Genomic DNA, 19,154 nt, shown 5'->3' on the forward strand with positions numbered 1-19,154 from the left:
CCTAAATAAACCTAATAAATTTCCAAAAAGACCTTTGTTTTAGATAACAAAGGTCTTTTTCATTTCCATAAGCTTCACGCTCAAAACTTATATTTCTATACGCAAGATTTCTGTTTTTATATTGAATTAGTCGGATTATAAACTCTATACCGTACCAAAGATAAAAAGGGAGTACTAACATTTCAATTTGTTGTCTAAGGTGTATTTTTTCATGATTCATGAATACTTTATCATTTACCAATTCTTTTAAGCGCACCACTATAAAAGGCCAAAGCGTAATTCCGTTAAAGCCTTTCCTAAGAAAAAGTCTATTTACCAAAACAATCATAACCACAAGGTAATAAATTGGTATTTTTGTAATATGCTTTTTCCTAAGAAAAAAATAGAAATTGAAGACGGAGACTATTATTTAACTCCAGAAGGATACAAATGCTTTACAGAGCAATATCACTTAAAAAGAGGCTATTGTTGTGAAAGTGGGTGTAGACATTGCCCTTATGGATTTAATAAGCCAAAAAAAAAGAACACATAAAATTTTTCACTAAAAATGACTTTTAAAGAAGAGATAGTAGCAGGAATTACAGATAACTTGCCAGCACCAAAACCCTATGACCCAACGGTTAATCATGCTCCAAAAAGAAAGGAAATACTTGCTGAAAATGAAAAAGAACTAGCACTTAGGAATGCTTTACGCTATTTTAAACCTAAACATCATGCTACCCTTCTACCAGAGTTTAAAGAAGAATTAGAAAAATTTGGCAGAATCTACATGTATCGCTTTATGCCAGAACATAAGATTTATGCAAGACCTATAGATCAATATCCTGGTAAATGTGAACAAGCCAAGGCTATTATGCTAATGATTCAAAATAATCTTGATCATGCTGTGGCACAACACCCTCATGAACTTATTACATATGGTGGTAATGGAGCTGTTTTTCAAAACTGGGCACAATATAGATTGGTAATGCAATACCTCTCAGAGATGACTGAAGAACAAACTCTTGTAATGTACTCTGGTCATCCTCTTGGCTTATTTCCATCTCATAAAGATGCTCCTAGAGTTGTTGTAACAAATGGAATGATGATTCCTAATTACTCTCAACCAGACGATTGGGAAAAATTTAATGCTCTTGGGGTTACACAATATGGACAGATGACAGCCGGAAGTTATATGTATATTGGTCCACAGGGGATTGTTCATGGGACTACCATTACAGTTTTAAACGGTTTTAGAAAAATTAAAAAATCTCCAAAAGGTGGTCTTTTTGTAACTTCAGGATTAGGAGGGATGAGCGGAGCGCAACCCAAAGCAGGAAATATTGCTGGTTGCGTAACAGTATGTGGAGAAGTAAATAAAAAAGCTACGCATACAAGACACAGTCAAGGCTGGGTAGACGAAGTAATTAGTGACGTTAGATTGCTCGCTAAAAGAGTGTCCCAAGCAGTTGAAAACAAAGAGACTGTTTCTATAGCTTATGACGGGAACATAGTAGACGTTTGGGAACATTTTGCAGAAGAAGATATTAAAATTGATCTTGGTAGTGACCAGACATCTCTACACAACCCTTGGGCTGGAGGCTACTATCCTGCAGGTATGAGTTATGAAGAAGCTAATGATATGATGGCCAACAACCCATCATTATTTAAAGAAAAAGTTCAAGAAAGCTTACGAAGACATACTGCAGCCATAAATAAACATACTGCAAAAGGAACTTACTTTTTTGATTACGGAAATGCATTTTTATTAGAAGCATCTAGAGCTGGAGCTGATATACTTTCTGAAGAAAAAAATAGAGAATTTAAATACCCATCCTATGTACAAGACATAATGGGTCCTATGTGTTTTGATTATGGGTTTGGCCCCTTTAGATGGGTTTGTGCTTCTGGAAATACTGAAGATTTAGCAAAAACCGATGCCATAGCAACAAAAGTTTTAGAAGATTTAATGAAAAATTCTCCTGAAGAGATTAAACAACAAATGGCAGATAATATTCAATGGATTAAAGGAGCTCAAGAAAACAAATTGGTTGTAGGCTCTCAAGCTAGGATTTTATATGCTGATGCAGAAGGAAGAATAAAAATTGCAGCGGCTTTTAACAAAGCAATTTCTGAAGGAAAATTAGGCTCAGTTATCTTAGGAAGAGATCATCATGATGTCTCAGGAACAGATTCTCCATACAGAGAAACATCAAATATTTATGACGGAAGCCGTTTTACAGCAGACATGGCAATACATAATGTAATTGGAGATAGCTTTAGAGGTGCAACCTGGGTAAGCATACATAATGGCGGTGGAGTTGGTTGGGGCGAGGTTATTAATGGTGGTTTCGGTATGGTTCTTGATGGTAGTAAGGATGCACAACGACGTCTAGAATCTATGCTTTTCTGGGATGTAAATAACGGAATAGCGAGACGTAGCTGGGCAAGAAACAATGAAGCGGTATTTGCTATAAAAAGAGCGATGGAAAACAATCCAAGCCTTAAAGTAACACTACCTAACTTTGTTGACGATTCTTTATTTTAAAAAATTATACTATGAAAGCACTTCGATTTTTACCATTAGTACTTCTTCTAGCAATAGTTTCATGTAGTCCTGTTCGCGTAGCTACAGATTATGATAGAGAAGTGAATTTTGATTTATATCAAACTTATGCCTTCTACAAACCAGGTATAGATAAAGCAGCAATTAGCGATCTTGACAAACGAAGAATACTTAGAGCTATTGATGCAGAATTAGCTGCAAAAGGAATGAATAAATCTGAAACTCCCAACTTACTTGTAAGCATTTTTACTAAAGAGAAAGAGCGTGTAAATGTGTATCAAAACAACTTTGGCTGGGGTGGCGGCTGGGGATTTGGCTGGAACCCATGGTGGTGGGGAGGTGCTAATTGGGGCACATCAGTTAGCCAAAGAACAGAAGGTTCGCTATTTATAGACCTAATAGATGCCAAAACAAATCAACTAGTATGGCAAGGTATAGGTACCGCAAACTTAATTACCTCTGGTAATATTGACAAAAAAGAACAACGCATAAAAGAAATTGTACAAGAAATTTTAATGAAATTTCCTCCCGGAGCTATGGAAAAGTAACCTCAAAAAAGCCACTATTTAGTGGCTTTTTTTTAATTAATACCCCAACACTTTCATAATTTTATCCTTTACTTTTCATTTTTAAGATATCATCATTTCTTCCAAAAGTCTTAAAAATAAAACCTAATCAAATTAAAGGTTTTACACACAGGAATGTTACATAATTTAAAACATTCAAATTACCAACATTCACGATTTTGTTACATTAGTTATACAACTTGTTACAATGCTAATAATCTGCAGTTTGACTTTCCATTAATTTTACACCTATAAGTACTTATATCATTAAAAAGGGTTTAAACACCCTAACATAAAAGGAGTTTTAACTACTGACAAACAAACAGTTAAACTCTAATTTTATCAAATATTAAATAATTTATTATTAACTAAATACTACGTAATTATGAAACCAATTTTTACATTTTTTTTATTGTTGTTTACAACAATTATTTTCGCTCAGGACAATATGTTTGTCCATACCGCAACACCAGCAAACATTTCTGCTGATGCCAGTTTTATTGACCATCCATTATTAAATAATAACCCTACTGCGCAGCTAATTGTTTCACATAACTGGAATCCTCCTGGAAGTACTGGTGTTTATAATGACAATATAACTGGAGTTTTTTATAGCAATTCTCAAAATAGGTGGGGTGTTTATAATGAAAGCGGTGCATCAATGCTAGATGGGTCATCTTATAATATATTTATAGGACAAAGTACAGACATTACTTTACATATTGCAGATTTAGCAAATCAAGATACCAATCCAATATATTCTATTTTAAATCATCCAAATTTAAATGGAAATCCAGATGCGCAAGTCATTCTTACCACCTATTATAATCCAAATGGTATAAGAAACAATCATAATTATGGTGTTTGGTATGATAGTGCAGATGATCGTTGGAAAATTTATACAGAAGATTTGGTAGATATCCCATTAGATTCAGCCTTCTTTGTAGGTGTTGGAGAAACCGACGCTATAACTATTACTCATACTGCAACAGCAGCAAATATTAGTGGTAACTGGACTGAAATAGATCATCCATTACTTGATAACAACCCTGACGCTGTGTTAGTATTTACTCATAACTGGGGTGCTACAGGAGATAGCTCTAATGTTATTTTAGACAAAACCTTAGGGGTTTGGTACACCGGATCTAAATGGGCAATTTATACTGAAGATTTAAGCCCAATGCCTCAAGATATAGAGTTTGACATTACAATTTATGACTCACCCGTATTAGGAATAGAGGATAATACAATTGAAGGTTTTAGCATGTATCCTAACCCAACTAACAATCAATTAAACATTACTGCTAAAGAAGCTATCTCTAATATTTCAATCTATAATGTATTAGGACAAGAAATCGCTACTTACAAAGGGAACGATGTAATTATGAACATTGATGTTTCTCAATTATCAACAGGGACGTACATCGCTAAAGTTCAAGTTGGAGATGCGGTTAAAGCTTCAAAGTTTATAAAGCTTTAAAATATTCAATTAACTAACTAATCATTAAAAAGAGGTGCATTTTGTGCCTCTTTTTTAATACCCTAAAATCTCCTCAATCTTTTTCTTCACCTTTTCTGTAGAAGGAATCATCGTTTCTTCTAGGATACTGTTTAATGGAATCGCAGGCATATTCTCACTACCAATAAGCATTACTGGTGCGTCCAATTCTTGAAAACACTCTTCTTGAATGCTACCCTGTAATCCTCTTGAAAAACCATTATTGCTAGGTTCTTCTGTAACTACTAGGCATTTTTTACATTTTTTAACCGATTTAAACATAGTATCATAATCTAATGGATGTAATGTTCTTAAGTCAATAATTTCAATTCTATGAGTCATTTCAAGTTCTCTAGATGCATTATAAGCCCAATGCACTCCCATTCCGTAGGTAATAATAGACAACGTTTCTTCTTCCTCTTGAGGCCATATTTCTTGTAATACCCAAGCTTTCCCAAAAGGCAACACGTAATCTTCGGCTGGTTCTATGGAGGTTGCTCCTTTAGTTCCTTTAACTTTACTCCAGTACAATCCTTTGTGTTCAAAAATCACCACAGGATTAGGGTCATAATAAGCAGCCTTCATCAAACCTTTTAAATCGGCTCCATTACTTGGATAAGCTATTTTAAGTCCTCTAATATTTGTGACAATACTTTCTACAGAAGACGAGTGATAAGGCCCTCCACTTCCGTATGCACCAATAGGGACTCGTAAAATCATGCTAACTGGCCATTTTCCATTAGACAAATAATTACTTCTACTTACTTCTGTAAATAACTGATTTAATCCTGGCCAAATATAATCTGCAAACTGAACCTCAACAATTGGCTTTAACCCTACAGCACTCATCCCGACTGTAGAGCCAACAATAAATGCCTCTTGAATAGGTGTATTAAAAACTCTATTATCACCAAATTTTTGTGCTAAGGTGGCAGCCTCTCTAAAAACACCTCCTAATCGTCCTCCCACATCTTGACCATACAACAAGCATTCTTTATGCTTTGCCATCAACTCTTCTATAGCAAACAATGCACAATCTACCATTACTACTTTTTCTGCTCCCTCTGGAGAACGTTCTCCTTTTTCTTCGGTTATTGTTGTTGGTGCAAAATCATGGGTAAATAGATCTTCTGGAGAAGGGTCTTCTGCGTCTAATGCTTCTTTGAAATGATTTTCAACTACTGTTTTAGCCTCTTTTTCTAGCGCCTCAATATCACCTTCAGAAAAACTAGAATCTAATAGCAATTCCTTCATTTTTGGATAAGGGTCTCTAGATCGTGCTTCTTCTAAGTCATCACGATAAAACTCCATTCGCACTCCAGAAGTATGATGATTTAACAATGGAACTTTTGCATGTACCAAGAAAGGCCTACGCTCTTCTCTTATTATTTTTATCACATTTTGTAGGGTCGTGTAACTTTCTTCGAAATCTGTACCATCTATAGAGACAGCTTCTAAGCCATGAAAACCTGCTGCATATTCTGCTGCATTCTGTGCTCTTGTTTCTTCTTCGTTTGCTGAAATATCCCAACCATTATCTTGTACTAAATACAAAATAGGTAGTTGCTTTAACGCCGCCATCTGGAAGGCTTCGGCAATTTCTCCTTCGGTAACTGAAGCATCACCAAGCGAACATACTACAAAAGGTGCCTCCTCTTTTGAAGGAGTAGAAAGTTTTTCAACTTCATTATACCAAAAACCCATAGCAACGCCAGTTGCTGGTATTGCCTGCATACCCGTAGCACTACTTTGATGCGGAATCTTAGGCTTATCGTCATCTTTTAAACTTGGATGCGAATAATAGGTTCTTCCACCAGAAAAAGGGTCGTCTTTTTTTGCTAGAACTTGTAACATTAAATCATAGGGAGTCATACCTATAGCCAGTAACATAGAGTCGTCTCGGTAATATGGGAACGCATAATCTTGTGGGAGTAATTGCATCCCAATAGCAGTTTGTATTACCTCATGTCCCCTAGATGTAGCATGTACGTATTTTGAAACTAGCTTGAAGTTTTCTTCATAAAGCTCTGTCATTGCCTTAGCAGTCACTAGGTTTTTAAATCCTTTTTCTAAAACTTCTCTTGATAATTTGCGCTCCATCTATTATATTTTAACCATCCAATTAAAAATATCTTTTTCTTTTCCTGTTTTTATAGCATTGAGTGTATTGTTAACATCAAGACCCACAGGGCTATTGTCTGAAACATGAATAGTCTCTTCTCCCCATCCTATTTCATGAATATATGCAATCCCAACGGCAGTTCCGGTACCAAAAGCTTCTTCTAACGACCCATTTGCTGAAGCTTCTTTAACCTCATCAATAGTTATAGGTTTTTCAGTAACTTCAAAACCCTTATGCCTTAAAAGGTCTATAACACTCATCCTTGTAATACCATCAAGGATAGCACCATCTCTCTTAGGCGTTATAAATGCTCCATCAATCTTAAAAAAAATGTTCATGGTTCCAACTTCCTGAATATATTTATGCTCATGTGCATCTAACCAAAGTACTTGGTCATAGCCTTTTGCTTTAGCAATTTCGGTAGGTCTAATAGCTGCAGCGTAGTTTCCAGCAGCTTTTGCTTCTCCTGTTCCACCCTCTGCTGCGCGGATGTACTTTTTTTCAGCATACAGTTTTATTCTATTACTGAAAAAAGGCCCGGCAGGTGAGGCTATAATAATAAATTTAAAACTAGTGGCTGCACGCATTCCAATAAAAGGTTCGTCTGCATACATAAAAGGACGCAAATACAAAGCACTTCCCTCCTGCGGTGGAATCCACTTACGTTCTGCTTTTACCAATGCTTTTAAACCTTCAACAAACAAGTCTTCTGGAAACGTTGGCATCCCCATTCTATCTGCGCTAAAATTTAATCGCGCTGCATTTCTTTGGGGTCTAAATAGCATAGGTATACCATCTTGATCCAATGTAGCCTTCATACCTTCAAAAATAGCTTGCCCGTAATGTAAGGCCATAGCTGCTGGATGAGTAGGAATGTTATCCAACGGTTGTACTCTTGGGTTATTCCATTGCCCATCGTGATAATCACAAATAAACATATGGTCTGTAAAGGTTCTACCAAGCGGAATATTATTAAAATCTAAAGAGTGAACTTTAGATGTTTGTACTTCGGTAGTGGTTATATTAAAATTCATTCTATTTTATTTGTTTGTTATTTCAATCCCCGAAGTGTTATAATAAGTAAAAAGAAAAAAATCATTAAACAGATTACTTCTCATTTTGTACTTCGTGTTCAAAATGACAGTATTACTATATTTAAATTTTTCTTTCCCTATCAAACTGCTCCATATTATCCGCAATTCTTCGTAAGAAAGAACCAGCTAAATAACCATCTACAATTCTATGGTCAAATGAAAGAGATAGATACATCATACTTCTAATTTCTATCGTATCTCCTTCTTCTTTTTCAATAACTTCAGCTCTTTTTTTAATAATACCTGTTGCTAATATTGCTGCTTCAGGTTGATTAATTATAGGAGTACCCATTAAACTACCAAAGGTTCCAACATTACTTATTGTAAACGTGCTTCCTTTAGTATCGTCACCCTTCAATTTATTATCTCTAGCTTTTCCAACTAATAAGTTTGTAGTAGCCGCAAGCTCTTGTAATTCTTTTTTATCTGCATTCTTAACAACAGGAACAATTAGATTGCCACTAGGTAAAGCTGTTGCCATTCCAATATTAATTTCTTCCTTAACTATTATATTTTTCCCGTCTAATGAAGAATTAATCATAGGAAACTCTTTAATGGCATTTGCAACAGCTTCAATAAAAAGAGGAGTGAAGGTTAGTTTCTCTTCAAATTTTTCTTGAAAAGCTACTTTGTTTGCATTTCGCCATTGTACCATATTAGTAAGGTCTGCTTCAACATATGCTGTTACATGTGGAGAAGTATGCTTACTATAGACCATATGGTCTGCAATCATTTCTCGCATACGATCCATTTCAACAATCTTACCAGTTCCCTTATCAAATTTTAAGTCTGGAACTATAAACCCTGTATTTTCTGAAATAGGTTGAGCAAATTGGAAAGGGCGCCCTTCTTTAATGTAATTAGTCACGTCGCTTTTACGTATTCTACCATTTTCGCCGGTACCTTTTATTCGGGCTAGCTCTTCATAACTAATATGATGCTTTCTAGCAATACTATCTACTAATGGTGAAATAAAAAGATTATCATTTACTGTTACATTTTTAGAAGCTGTAAGAGACGTGCTCTTTTTTGGCTTTTTAACTTCTCTTTTTTCTGGTGAGCTTGAATTACTTTTTGTTGAAGAGGCGCTCTTTTTCTGTATTTCTTCTGAAAGTTCTAAGATTGCTATAATATCTCCAACAGGCACGACATCTTTTGCAGATACCTTGTGCGCTATCATTTTTCCTGGTGCAGGAGCAGGTACTTCATTATCTACTTTATCCGTAGCAACCTCAACCAGAATATCACCTTCTTCAAAGCTATCACCTTCATTAACTAACCAGTTTATGATGGTTCCTTCTGTGATACTCTCGCCCATTTTGGGCATTACAAATTCAGTCTCTTTCATTAAATAAAGTTTGATATAATTTACAAAATAACAAACTCATCTGCTAATTTGGTTAAAAAAACTAACTAAATTTATCTACATAGAATTTTATTCTTAAGTAGTATATAAAATAGTATTTTTGTTCTACAATTTTTAATTAAAAGCAGGATAAAAAGAAATTTAGCACAATGAAATTAGACAGTATAGACATTAGCATTTTAAAGTCACTCCAAAGCAACTCGAACAGAACTGTTAAAAGCTTGTCTCAAGAGCTTGGTTTATCTACTACACCTGTTTTTGAAAGAATAAAAAAACTTGAAAGAGAAGGTTATATTGAAGGATACTCAGCTCGCTTAAATCCAAGAAAGTTAGGGCTAAAACAAACTGTATTTGTAGCGATTACATTACAAGGACACACAAGGAGCTACTTAGAGAAATTTGTTAGGCAGGTAAATGAATTTCCTGAGGTAGTTGCATGTCACAGAATTAGTGGAACTTTTGATTACCTTTTAAAATTATTAGTAAAAGATGTTGAATCTTACGAACAGTTTATAATAACCAAGTTAACACTTATACCTTATCTAGGAAATGTACAAAGTATGATTACATTGTCTACTGGTAAAGAAAGTAATGAAATTGACTTAAGCCATTTGGAAAACTAACTTCTTTTTATCTCTTGAAGTGTTTTATAAAAATCTTCTTGAATAGGCCTATTTTTTGGTATTTCTCTGAGTGGTTCTACTTCTTTTAAAGTTTCATAACAATCCATTGGCAATTGTTGATATAGTTTTGTTCCAGCAGTTTTCCAAGCAATCATTTCGTCACTAACTTCTTTTATTGTTTTGGCTGGATTACCAACTATAAGTTGCCTGCTTTTAAATAATGTTTCTGCTTTTACAAATGACATTGCACCAACTATACATTCGTCTCCTATCTCCGCACCGTCCATAACAACGCTATTCATACCTATTAAACAGTTTTTTCCTAGATTGGCACCATGGATTACGGCACCATGACCTACATGTGCACTTTCTTTTAAAGTTATAGATTTACCTGGGAACATATGTACAGTACAGTTTTCTTGTACATTAACGCCATCTTCGAGAATGATTTCGCCCCAATCACCACGTATAGCTGCGCCTGGTCCTATATAGCAATTTTCACCAATAATAACATTACCAGTTACAGCAGCAAGTGGATGTACAAAGCTACTTTTGTGTACTACAGGGATATGTCCTTTGAAACTGTATATCATAAATTATTTAAACCGTTTCAGCGTTTCTTTTGTAAACTCACTTAAAACCAAGCGTCCTGAAATAATAGCTCTTTCTGCTAATAATTCATCCCAGTTTTCTGTACCAGACCACATAATTTTTTTCATCTCTTTCATAGCTTCTGGATTATATTTACATAGGTTTTCTGCAAAAGACTTAACAGCTTCGTCAAGTTCTTGAGTAGAATCATATACATTAGCATATAGTCCTTTTTGTCTTGCCCACTCTGCATCATAAAAACTATTAGCATCAATAGCAATCTGGCTCATGCCGCTTAAACCTAATTTTCGCTCTACTGCGGGACCTACTACAAATGGCCCTATTCCTATATTTAATTCACTTAACTTAATAGCTGCAAATTTTGTTGCCATGCAATAATCTGTAGCACTAGCAACTCCTACACCTCCCCCTACAGTTTTACCTTGAATTCTACCAATGATAAATTTAGGGCATTTACGCATAGCGTTTATGACATTAGCAAAGCCACTAAAAAATACTTTTCCAGTTTCGGCATCGTTAATATTGATTAATTCTTTAAAGCTTGCTCCAGCACAGAATGTTCTATCGCCCCCACTCTTGAGGATAATAACTTTCACATCGTCGTTAGTTCCGGCTTCTGTAATAGTATTTGCTAGTTTTGCTAATATATCTCCCGGTAAACTATTGTGTGCAGGGTGAAAAAATTCAATTGTTGCAATTCCGTTTTCAATATTTTGCTTTACGTATGGGTCTGTCATGTTTATTTTTAATTTTTATAATAATCCAAACTGTTCAAAGTGATGATTCAAATGTTTTCTTTCTAATAAATACCATTCATATTTATTTAATTCACCAAAAACAACATTTTTGAGTGTTGCATCGGGATGCTCCTTGAAAAACTCTATGTAATTTTCTCTTGTTTTCTTTAATTGTTCAATTGCCTCTTCTAAATTACTAAACCTTAACTCTTCAATCTTAGATTCTTTTGCTAACGGAAACATATGTTCCCGTGGCATTTTATCGTAATTATAAAGTGTATTTTTTACCTTTTCTAGAATTTTTTTTGGTGTAGCTATTTTAAAATCCTGAAGTTTTCCTGAAGCTATTTGATAGGTATATTCCAAATGCTCTATCATTTGTTGTGCGGTCATCGCACCCCATTTCGGCTTAGTATCTTCGGTTAATTTACTAAGACAATTATTAATTTTTTCTTCAGTCATCTCCACAAACGTCTCTTGCTTTTTCTGAACCATGGTCAGGATAGTAGCAATTGCAACCAATGGAGTATCCTTATCTGTTTTGTCTTTTTCAGGTCTGTTTTCAAAATTAGCATCAAACACCTCAACAAACCATTTTACTATACCACTTGGGTGTTCTGCAGAATTTACATCTCTATCTACCTTCTGTTTACAGGTTAAACGTACATATACAGTATCGTTATGATACAATGGACGCAAAAACCTAATTTCTTCTAACCCGTAATTTGCAGAAACAGGTCCCTTATTGGGGTACACAAATAATCCAGCTGCAGCAGATATTATAAAATAACCATGAGCAGTACGCTTTTCAAAAATACTCCCGTCTAAAGATGTAATATCTGTGTGCGCATAAAAGTGGTCCCAGGTAAGGTTCGCAAAATTTATGATATCTGTATCTGTTAAGGTTCGCTTATGCGTTTTAAGAGACATTCCGGGCTTAATATCTTCCCAATGGTACGCAAAAGGGTGTTTTTCACTTTCCTTATACTCTGCATTAGGCTGGTATATCCCCGTAATCTCGGTTAAAGTAGTTGGTGAACCTTGGATGGCACAACGTTGTAAATAGTGTTTAACACCACGCATTCCTCCCATTTCTTCTCCACCACCGGCACGTCCTGGTCCTCCATGAATTAAGTTAGGAAGCGGCGAACCATGACCCGTACTTTGTTTAGCGCTTTCACGGTTTAGCACCAAAATTCTACCATGGTGTGTAGCCGCTGAAACAGTATATTCCTTTGCAATTTTATCATCATTAGTTACTATAGAACTTACAAGTGAGCCTTTACCCATTTTTGAAAGCTCAATCGCTTCGTCTAAGTTTTTATAGGGCAGTAGCGTACTTACTGGCCCAAAAGCTTCAGTAATATGGACAGCTTCATTCTTTAACGGATTGTCTTCTCTTAGCAAGATTGGTTTAATAAACGCTCCTTTTTGGGCATCTGCTCCCACAGTTTCTACACTATCAAGATTTCCGTAAACTATCTCTGCTGTCTTGGCAATTTTAGCCACTTGTTCTCTTACGTTTTCTCTTTGTGCAGCATTTACCAAAGCTCCCATTCTAACCTCCTTAAGTCGTGGATCACCTACCGTAACTTTATCTAGTGCTTTACCTAAAGCAATTTGCACATCTTCTGTAAGTTTTTCTGGAACAATAATTCTACGTATTGCAGTACATTTTTGTCCACATTTAACAGTCATTTCATTTCTAACTTCTTTGATAAACAAGTTAAATTCTGGAGTACCTGGAACGGCATCTTCCCCTAAAATAGAGGCATTTAAACTATCTGCTTCCATTGTAAAAGGCACAGATTCTTCAATTAATCTAGGATGTTGCTTTAATATTTTACCTGTACTAGCTGAACCTGTAAACGTTACCACATCTTGAGAGTTAACAGTATCTAAAATACTCTTTTCGGTACCACTAATAAGTTGTATCGCTCCTTCTGGTAGTATTCCTGAAGTAATAATCTCTTTTACAACAGCCTCTGTTAAATAAGCGGTTTGTGGTGCAGGCAATACTACCGCTGGCATTCCTGCCATCCAATTTACCGCACATTTTTCTAGCATTCCCCAAACTGGAAAATTAAATGCATTTATATGAACCGCAACTCCTTCTCTTGGCACCATTATGTGATGTGCCATAAAACGACCTCCTCTAGACAAATCTATTGGGTCGCCCTCAACATGAAATGGTTGATTAGGAAATAATTTTCTAAGTGAAGCATTTGCAAATAAGTTTCCAAAACCACCCTCAATATCTATCCAACTATCAATCTTTGTAGCTCCTGTACGGTAACTTAACTCATAAAAATCATCTTTTCTTTTAACTAAATACAAAGCAAGTTTCTTGAGCATATTTCCACGCTCTTGAAAAGTCATTTTACGCAACACATTACCTTTCTCTCTACCATATTGAAGAATGGAAGGCACATCTAACCCCTTAGTAGTAACGTTTGTAAAGTGCTCACCTGTTACAGAATCTAAAACGGGAGTACCTTCTCCATCACCATTAATCCATTGTCCTTTTATGTAATGCTGTGTCTTTATCATAATTAAACTCTTATTTTAAATATTTTTTTTATACTCTCAACGTTCATTTTATCTTGAAACAAAACGAACCAAAGATTCAAGTTTGAAATGAAGAATTTTTCAATCTTATTTCATTGCTTCACCAATCTTATTTCATTGCTTCACATTGATTCTATTTTTCTAAAAGCAAAGCGGTCTAAAATTTAATATCTTTATACTCTTTCTATGATAGCAGCATACCCTTGGCCTACTCCTATACACATAGTTATAAGCGCATATTTTTTGTTTTGTTCATGTAACTCTAAGGCTGCAGAATAGGCAATTCTTGCTCCTGTAACTCCAAGAGGGTGACCTATAGCTATAGAACCTCCGTTGGGGTTAATTCTTGGATCGTCATCGTTAAGCCCCCATTCTCTAATACAAGCCAATGCTTGGGATGCAAACGCTTCATTTAGCTCAATTACATCCATATCTTCCATGGTTAAACCAGCTTTTTCAAGTGCTTTATTTGAAGCTAGTACCGGTCCTATTCCCATAATTCTAGGCTCTACTCCTACTACTGCAGAGCTTACAATTCTAGCTAATGGCTTTAAATTATATTTCTTAACTGCATCATCACTAGCAATAATAGTAGCTGCCGCTCCATCATTAAGCCCTGAAGAATTTCCCGCAGTAACACTACCGCCTTCCTTTTTAAAAGCTGGGCGTAGTTTTGCTAAAATTTCTTTAGTTGTTATAGGTTTAACAAACTCGTCTTGTGAAAAAATGATTGGATCTTTTTTTCGTTGTGGAATCTCAACAGGAACTATCTCTTTTGATAATCTACCATTTTTTTGAGCTTTAGTCGCTTTCATTTGGCTCCAATAGGCAAATGTGTCTTGATCTTCTCGGGATATGTTATATTTTTCTACTAAATTTTCAGCAGTATTACCCATCCCATCTGTACCATACATTTCTTGCATTTTTGGGTTAACAAATCGCCATCCAAAACTAGAATCGTACATTTTACTATCATTTCCAAAAGCACTAGAGGGTTTTGCTATTACATAGGGTCCGCGTGTCATGTTCTCCACACCACCAGAAATAAACAAATCACCATCACCTGCTTTAATTGCTCTATTAGCATGAATAATTGCAGAGAGCCCACTACTACATAAACGATTTACTGTTTCTCCAGGAACAGTAAAAGGTAATCCTGCTAAGAGCAAACTCATCCTAGCAACATTTCTATTATCTTCCCCTGCTTGATTTGCACATCCCATAATAACATCGTCAAATGCTTCTTTGGGAATACCCGGGTTTCTTTTTACTATTTCTTTGATAACATGCGCCCCTAAATCATCTGTTCTTACAGCACTTAATGTTCCTTTATAATTTCCTATAGGAGTTCTAACTCCATCTATTATATATGCATTTTTCATATTATTCTTCCCAATCTTTTTGTGTTCTATAAACAACTCCTTTAAACAAAGCTACTAATTCTTGGTCTCGTTTTACCTCTACTATGTTAAAGCCTACTTTAGTTTTTTGTAAATCTACTATTGCCTCAGCAGTAATATAGTCTCCTTCTTCTAATGCTTCAATATGGTTTATACTAGTTTCAATAGATACTGCATACTTACCATGTGTGTTTGCAGTAAAACCAAAGGCAGTATCTGCTAGAGAATAACTAATGCCCCCATGCGCTTTGTCCATACTATTAAGCATTTCTTTTCTAATAGTCATTCCTACCTTTACATGTCCAACTTTAGATTCTAATATTTCGATACCTAACCATTTACTGTAGGCATCTTGACTTAACATTTTATAAGGAATTTGTTCTCCTTTCATAATTTTACTTGTTATTGCGAAGACGAAAAACTTAGCAATCTAAACAAAGAGATTCCCACGCTTCGCTTGGAATGACATTAATTAAAAAATGTTTTATTATCACTATTCATTCTTCTTAATAATGGAGAGCATCTGTATCTGTCCTCTCTATACTCATCATAAAGTATGTCTAGTTTTGAGACGCACCAATCAATTCCTTTTTCATCAGCCCAAGCCAATAGTCCTTTTGGATAGTTAACTCCCTTTGTCATTGCATTATCAATATCTTGAGCCGAAGCTATGTTTAAAAATAAAGCATCTGCCGCTTCATTTATGAGCATTACTAGTATTCTGTCTACAATTTTTTGTGCTAAGGCTACATCTTCAATTGGTTTAGGATTAGTAGCGCCTTCGGCATAGTTATAATATCCTTTTCCTGATTTTCTGCCTAAATATCCTGCTTCAGAAAAACGTTTTTGAGTAAACGCTGGCTTGTACCTTGGGTCGTAATAGAAGGCTTTAAAAACAGTTTCGGTAACTGTGTAATTAACATCATTACCTATAAAATCCATTAATTGAAAAGGTCCCATTCTAAAACCTCCTAAAGATTTCATAGCCCAATCAATTGTAGCAAAATCTGCAATGCCTTCTTCATAAATACGAAGTGCTTCTCCATAAAAAGGTCGCGCTACTCTATTTACAATAAATCCAGGTGTATCTTTTGCAACTGCGACAGTTTTACCCCAGTTATTAATAGTTTCGACAGTTTTAGCGAGTATCTTTTCTGAAGTTTGTATTGCAGGAATTACCTCAACTAGTTTCATTAAAGGTGCGGGATTAAAAAAGTGAATCCCAATACAGCGTTTTGGTTTTTTTAAAGATGCTGCAATAGAAGCAATGGATAATGAAGAGGTGTTTGAAGCAATGATACATTTTTTAGAGACATATTCTTCCAATTCCTGAAATACTTTCTTTTTAATCTCTAGATTCTCGATAATAGCTTCAATAATAAGATTGCTGTCAGACAAATCTTTTAGGGAAGAAACATAACTTATATTGGATTGAATCCTTTGTTTTTCATGAGCATCAATTCTTCCTTTCTCTATTAATCGCGATAAAATTTTATCTAAACTAGTTTTTGCTTTATCAAGTGCATCCTGATTGGTATCATATAGTTTTACTACACAACCAGCGGTTGCTGCAACTTGTGCAATACCAGAACCCATAGTACCTGCGCCAATAACTCCTACATTCATGTTATTTTCCTTTAAAGTTTGGTTTTCTTTTTTCAATAAATGCGGCAACTCCTTCTGCATAATCTTCACTTTGTGCTGCCTCTATTTGTAATTTAGATTCTAAATCTAATTGTTGCTCTAATGAGTTAGACATCGAATTATTTAATAACTCTTTTGTCATTGCCAATGCTTTTGTTGGCATAAGAGCAATATGTTCAGCTAGTTTTACTGCTTCTTCAGAAAAAACTTCAGAAGGAATTACTTTATATACCATTCCTAGCTTTTCTGCTTCTGCTGCTGAAACTTTATCACCTAACATCATTAAAGCAGAAGCTTTTTGAAACCCTATTAATCTTGGCAAAAAAAATGTGCCACCACTATCTGGTATTAATCCAATTTTGCTAAAGGCCTGAATAAAACTCGCTTTATCTGACGCTATTACAATATCACAAGCTAAGGCAATATTTGCTCCAGCACCCGCAGCAACTCCATTTACAGCAGCAATAACTGGTTTACTGATGCTTCTAATTTTTGAAATAATAGGATTATAATGCTCTTCTAATATTTTTTTAAAACCTGGGTTTAACTCTGGAGTAGTAACTTCTTTTAAGTCTTGTCCTGCACAAAATGCTTTCCCATTACCTGTTAAAAGAATGGCTCTTACTTTTGAATTATTTTCACATTCATCTAAGTGATGTTGTAGTGATAATGCCATGTCTCTATTAAAGCTATTAAAAACCTCTGGGCGGTTTAAGGAAATATTAGCTATGTTGTTTTGAACATTTATTTCTATTGACTTATTATCCATTATAATTAGTTATTATTATTTAAGGCATTTAAAATAATCAAAAGGTTCTTGGCAATCGTTACATTTAAACAGTGCTTTACAAGCGGTAGAACCAAATTGACTTACTAAATGTGTGTTTCTACTTCCACATTGAGGACACTTTACTTTTTTAGCATTACCTAGGAGTACATCTTTATCTGCTGTTTCAGAAAGTGGTCTTGCTATACCGTACTCCTCCATTTTTTGTAGCCCTTCCTCACTAATCCAATCTGTTGACCAAGCTGGAGATAAAACAAGCTCTATAGTAACTTTTTTTCCTAAAGGTTTGAAAGCAGCTTTTAAATCATCTCCAATTACATCCATTGCTGGGCAGCCAGAATATGTGGGAGTGAGTTTAATTGAAATAACATTATCCTTTTCGGTCGCTTCTCTAATTACTCCTAAATCTAAAACTGTTAATACTGGTATTTCTGGGTCTGAGACAGTTTTTAAAACTTCAATTAAGTGTGGTTCTATATGTGCTTGGTGAACTATTGTCATCTTAATAGTTTTACCATTTCATATTAGGGTAGGTTCGCTGCATGTATTGTAAATCTGCCAAGAGATAGCCCATATGCTCTGTATGCACTCCTTTTTTCCCTCCTTTTGTAAAATAGTTATGCTCTGGAGCTTTAAGTTTTGCTTCCTCTAAAACAGCTGTAACTTCTTCGTAGTATTTATCTTTTAATTCTCTAATATCAACACCTAGACTATCATCGATCATACTTTTTTCAACATCCGTCACATCGAATAATTCTTCGGTAAATCTCCACAAATCGCTTATTGCTTCTTGTATTTTTTTATTGCTTTCTTCTGTTCCATCTCCAAGCCTTCTTACCCAATCACTCGAAAACCGTTTGTGGTAACTCACCTCTTTAATTCCTTTTTTTGCAATAGCAGCTAGAGTTTCATCTTTACTACTTGCTAAAGCTTCCATAAACATAAGATGATAAACATCAAACAAAAATTGTCTTCCCATTACATAACCAAAATGCGTATTGGGTTGTTCAACCAACAATACATTTCTATATTCTTTTTCTAGTCTTAAAAAGGCAATATCATCCTCTGTTTTATTTTCTCCTTGAACCTTTGCAGCGTATTGGTAATAGTTTCTAGCCTGACCAATTAGGTCTAATGAAATGTTAGTACAGGCTATATCGGTCTCTAATGTTGGACCATGACCACAAAGTTCTCCAAGGCGTTGGCCAAGTATTAGACTATTATCTGCAATTGAAATTATATAATTATACAAATCGTTTTTCATAAAGAAAATTGAATTCTGTTTTAAGGTTTTAACTGTATTTTACATATGTTTTACACCATCTGGTAAATCGTAAAAAGTTGGGTGACGATATACCTTGTCTTGAGCTGGTTCAAAAAGTTCTCCATTATTTTCAGGGTTTGATGCTGTGATATGCTTACTTTCTACTACCCAAATACTAACACCTTCGCTTCTCCTAGTGTAAACGTCTCTTGCATTTTCTAAAGCCATATCTGCATCTGCAGCATGTAGGCTTCCAAAATGTCTATGTTCTAAACCGTTTTTACTTCTCACAAATATTTCCCAAAGAGGCCAATTTTTTTTTGACATA

The 19,154-nt window shown here is 35.1% G+C and carries 19 protein-coding genes; 5 read left to right on the forward strand and 14 right to left on the reverse strand.

The features are described 5' to 3' along the window. Window position 1 precedes the first annotated feature (1 nt). Entirely contained in the window at window positions 2-328 is a 327-nt protein-coding gene (locus tag RM538_RS07480; RefSeq protein WP_311332790.1) for a hypothetical protein, read from the reverse strand. Window positions 329-361: 33 nt separating this feature from the next. Here RM538_RS07480 and RM538_RS07485 point away from each other — a divergent pair, with 33 nt between their 5' ends. The 4 genes from RM538_RS07485 (at window position 362) to RM538_RS07500 (ending at window position 4,591) form a co-directional block, all read left to right on the forward strand. After that, window positions 362-532 (forward strand): C1orf53 family protein, encoded by a 171-nt coding sequence (locus tag RM538_RS07485; protein WP_311332791.1) that lies wholly within the window; start codon window positions 362-364, stop codon window positions 530-532. Window positions 533-547: 15 nt separating this feature from the next. Continuing rightward, window positions 548-2,527, forward strand: coding sequence for a urocanate hydratase (hutU, locus tag RM538_RS07490; protein ID WP_311332792.1), 1,980 nt, complete (start codon window positions 548-550; stop codon window positions 2,525-2,527). An 11-nt stretch (window positions 2,528-2,538) separates the two neighbouring features. After that, window positions 2,539-3,093 carry a DUF4136 domain-containing protein gene (locus RM538_RS07495; RefSeq protein WP_311332793.1) on the forward strand — a complete coding sequence of 185 codons (555 nt, stop codon included), beginning with the start codon at window positions 2,539-2,541 and terminating at the stop codon, window positions 3,091-3,093. Between the two features lie 403 nt (window positions 3,094-3,496). Beyond that, entirely contained in the window at window positions 3,497-4,591 is a 1,095-nt protein-coding gene (locus RM538_RS07500; RefSeq protein ID WP_311332794.1) for a DUF7452 domain-containing protein, read from the forward strand. A gap of 54 nt (window positions 4,592-4,645) precedes the next feature. Here the strand turns inward: RM538_RS07500 and RM538_RS07505 are convergent, their stop codons facing one another. From RM538_RS07505 to RM538_RS07515, 3 genes are all read right to left on the reverse strand, one after another. Continuing rightward, window positions 4,646-6,709, reverse strand: a complete 2,064-nt coding sequence (locus RM538_RS07505) for an alpha-ketoacid dehydrogenase subunit alpha/beta (RefSeq protein WP_311332795.1) — start codon at window positions 6,707-6,709, stop codon at window positions 4,646-4,648. A gap of 3 nt (window positions 6,710-6,712) precedes the next feature. Next, entirely contained in the window at window positions 6,713-7,765 is a 1,053-nt protein-coding gene (locus RM538_RS07510) for a branched-chain amino acid aminotransferase (RefSeq protein WP_311332796.1), read from the reverse strand. A gap of 121 nt (window positions 7,766-7,886) precedes the next feature. Then, on the reverse strand, window positions 7,887-9,173 hold the full coding sequence (locus tag RM538_RS07515; protein ID WP_311332797.1) for a dihydrolipoamide acetyltransferase family protein: 1,287 nt from the start codon (window positions 9,171-9,173) through the stop codon (window positions 7,887-7,889). Between the two features lie 167 nt (window positions 9,174-9,340). Here RM538_RS07515 and RM538_RS07520 point away from each other — a divergent pair, with 167 nt between their 5' ends. Further along, window positions 9,341-9,814: an Lrp/AsnC family transcriptional regulator gene (locus RM538_RS07520; RefSeq protein ID WP_311332798.1), complete on the forward strand. Its 474-nt coding sequence runs from the start codon at window positions 9,341-9,343 to the stop codon at window positions 9,812-9,814. Here RM538_RS07520 and RM538_RS07525 read toward each other — a convergent pair. From RM538_RS07525 to paaB, 10 genes are all read right to left on the reverse strand, one after another. Further along, window positions 9,811-10,407, reverse strand: coding sequence for an acyltransferase (locus RM538_RS07525; RefSeq protein WP_311332799.1), 597 nt, complete (start codon window positions 10,405-10,407; stop codon window positions 9,811-9,813). The two genes, RM538_RS07520 and RM538_RS07525, sit on opposite strands and share 4 nt — an antisense overlap. Before the next feature lie 3 nt (window positions 10,408-10,410). Further along, window positions 10,411-11,163, reverse strand: coding sequence for an enoyl-CoA hydratase/isomerase family protein (locus tag RM538_RS07530; protein ID WP_311332800.1), 753 nt, complete (start codon window positions 11,161-11,163; stop codon window positions 10,411-10,413). A 15-nt stretch (window positions 11,164-11,178) separates the two neighbouring features. Further along, a complete protein-coding gene (gene paaZ / locus RM538_RS07535; protein WP_311332801.1) occupies window positions 11,179-13,713 on the reverse strand; it encodes a phenylacetic acid degradation bifunctional protein PaaZ in 2,535 nt (844 codons plus the stop codon). A 191-nt stretch (window positions 13,714-13,904) separates the two neighbouring features. Next, the gene (gene pcaF / locus RM538_RS07540) at window positions 13,905-15,113 is read right to left on the reverse strand and encodes a 3-oxoadipyl-CoA thiolase (protein WP_311332802.1); all 1,209 of its coding nucleotides are present in this window, start codon (window positions 15,111-15,113) and stop codon (window positions 13,905-13,907) included. Between the two features lies 1 nt (window position 15,114). Next, window positions 15,115-15,522 (reverse strand): PaaI family thioesterase, encoded by a 408-nt coding sequence (locus RM538_RS07545; protein ID WP_311332803.1) that lies wholly within the window; start codon window positions 15,520-15,522, stop codon window positions 15,115-15,117. A 77-nt stretch (window positions 15,523-15,599) separates the two neighbouring features. Continuing rightward, the gene (locus RM538_RS07550; protein WP_311332861.1) at window positions 15,600-16,757 is read right to left on the reverse strand and encodes a 3-hydroxyacyl-CoA dehydrogenase NAD-binding domain-containing protein; all 1,158 of its coding nucleotides are present in this window, start codon (window positions 16,755-16,757) and stop codon (window positions 15,600-15,602) included. A gap of 1 nt (window position 16,758) precedes the next feature. After that, the gene (locus RM538_RS07555; protein WP_311332804.1) at window positions 16,759-17,544 is read right to left on the reverse strand and encodes an enoyl-CoA hydratase-related protein; all 786 of its coding nucleotides are present in this window, start codon (window positions 17,542-17,544) and stop codon (window positions 16,759-16,761) included. Between the two features lie 15 nt (window positions 17,545-17,559). Beyond that, window positions 17,560-18,063, reverse strand: a complete 504-nt coding sequence (gene paaD, locus RM538_RS07560; protein ID WP_311332805.1) for a 1,2-phenylacetyl-CoA epoxidase subunit PaaD — start codon at window positions 18,061-18,063, stop codon at window positions 17,560-17,562. A gap of 10 nt (window positions 18,064-18,073) precedes the next feature. Beyond that, window positions 18,074-18,826 carry a 1,2-phenylacetyl-CoA epoxidase subunit PaaC gene (gene paaC / locus RM538_RS07565; RefSeq protein WP_311332806.1) on the reverse strand — a complete coding sequence of 251 codons (753 nt, stop codon included), beginning with the start codon at window positions 18,824-18,826 and terminating at the stop codon, window positions 18,074-18,076. 39 nt (window positions 18,827-18,865) lie between these two features. Beyond that, a complete protein-coding gene (gene paaB, locus RM538_RS07570) occupies window positions 18,866-19,153 on the reverse strand; it encodes a 1,2-phenylacetyl-CoA epoxidase subunit PaaB (RefSeq protein ID WP_311332807.1) in 288 nt (95 codons plus the stop codon). Window position 19,154 lies beyond the last annotated feature (1 nt).

The sequence above is a fragment of the Patiriisocius hiemis genome, assembly GCF_031846325.1.
Taxonomy (GTDB): Bacteria; Bacteroidota; Bacteroidia; order Flavobacteriales; family Flavobacteriaceae; genus Patiriisocius_A; species Patiriisocius_A hiemis.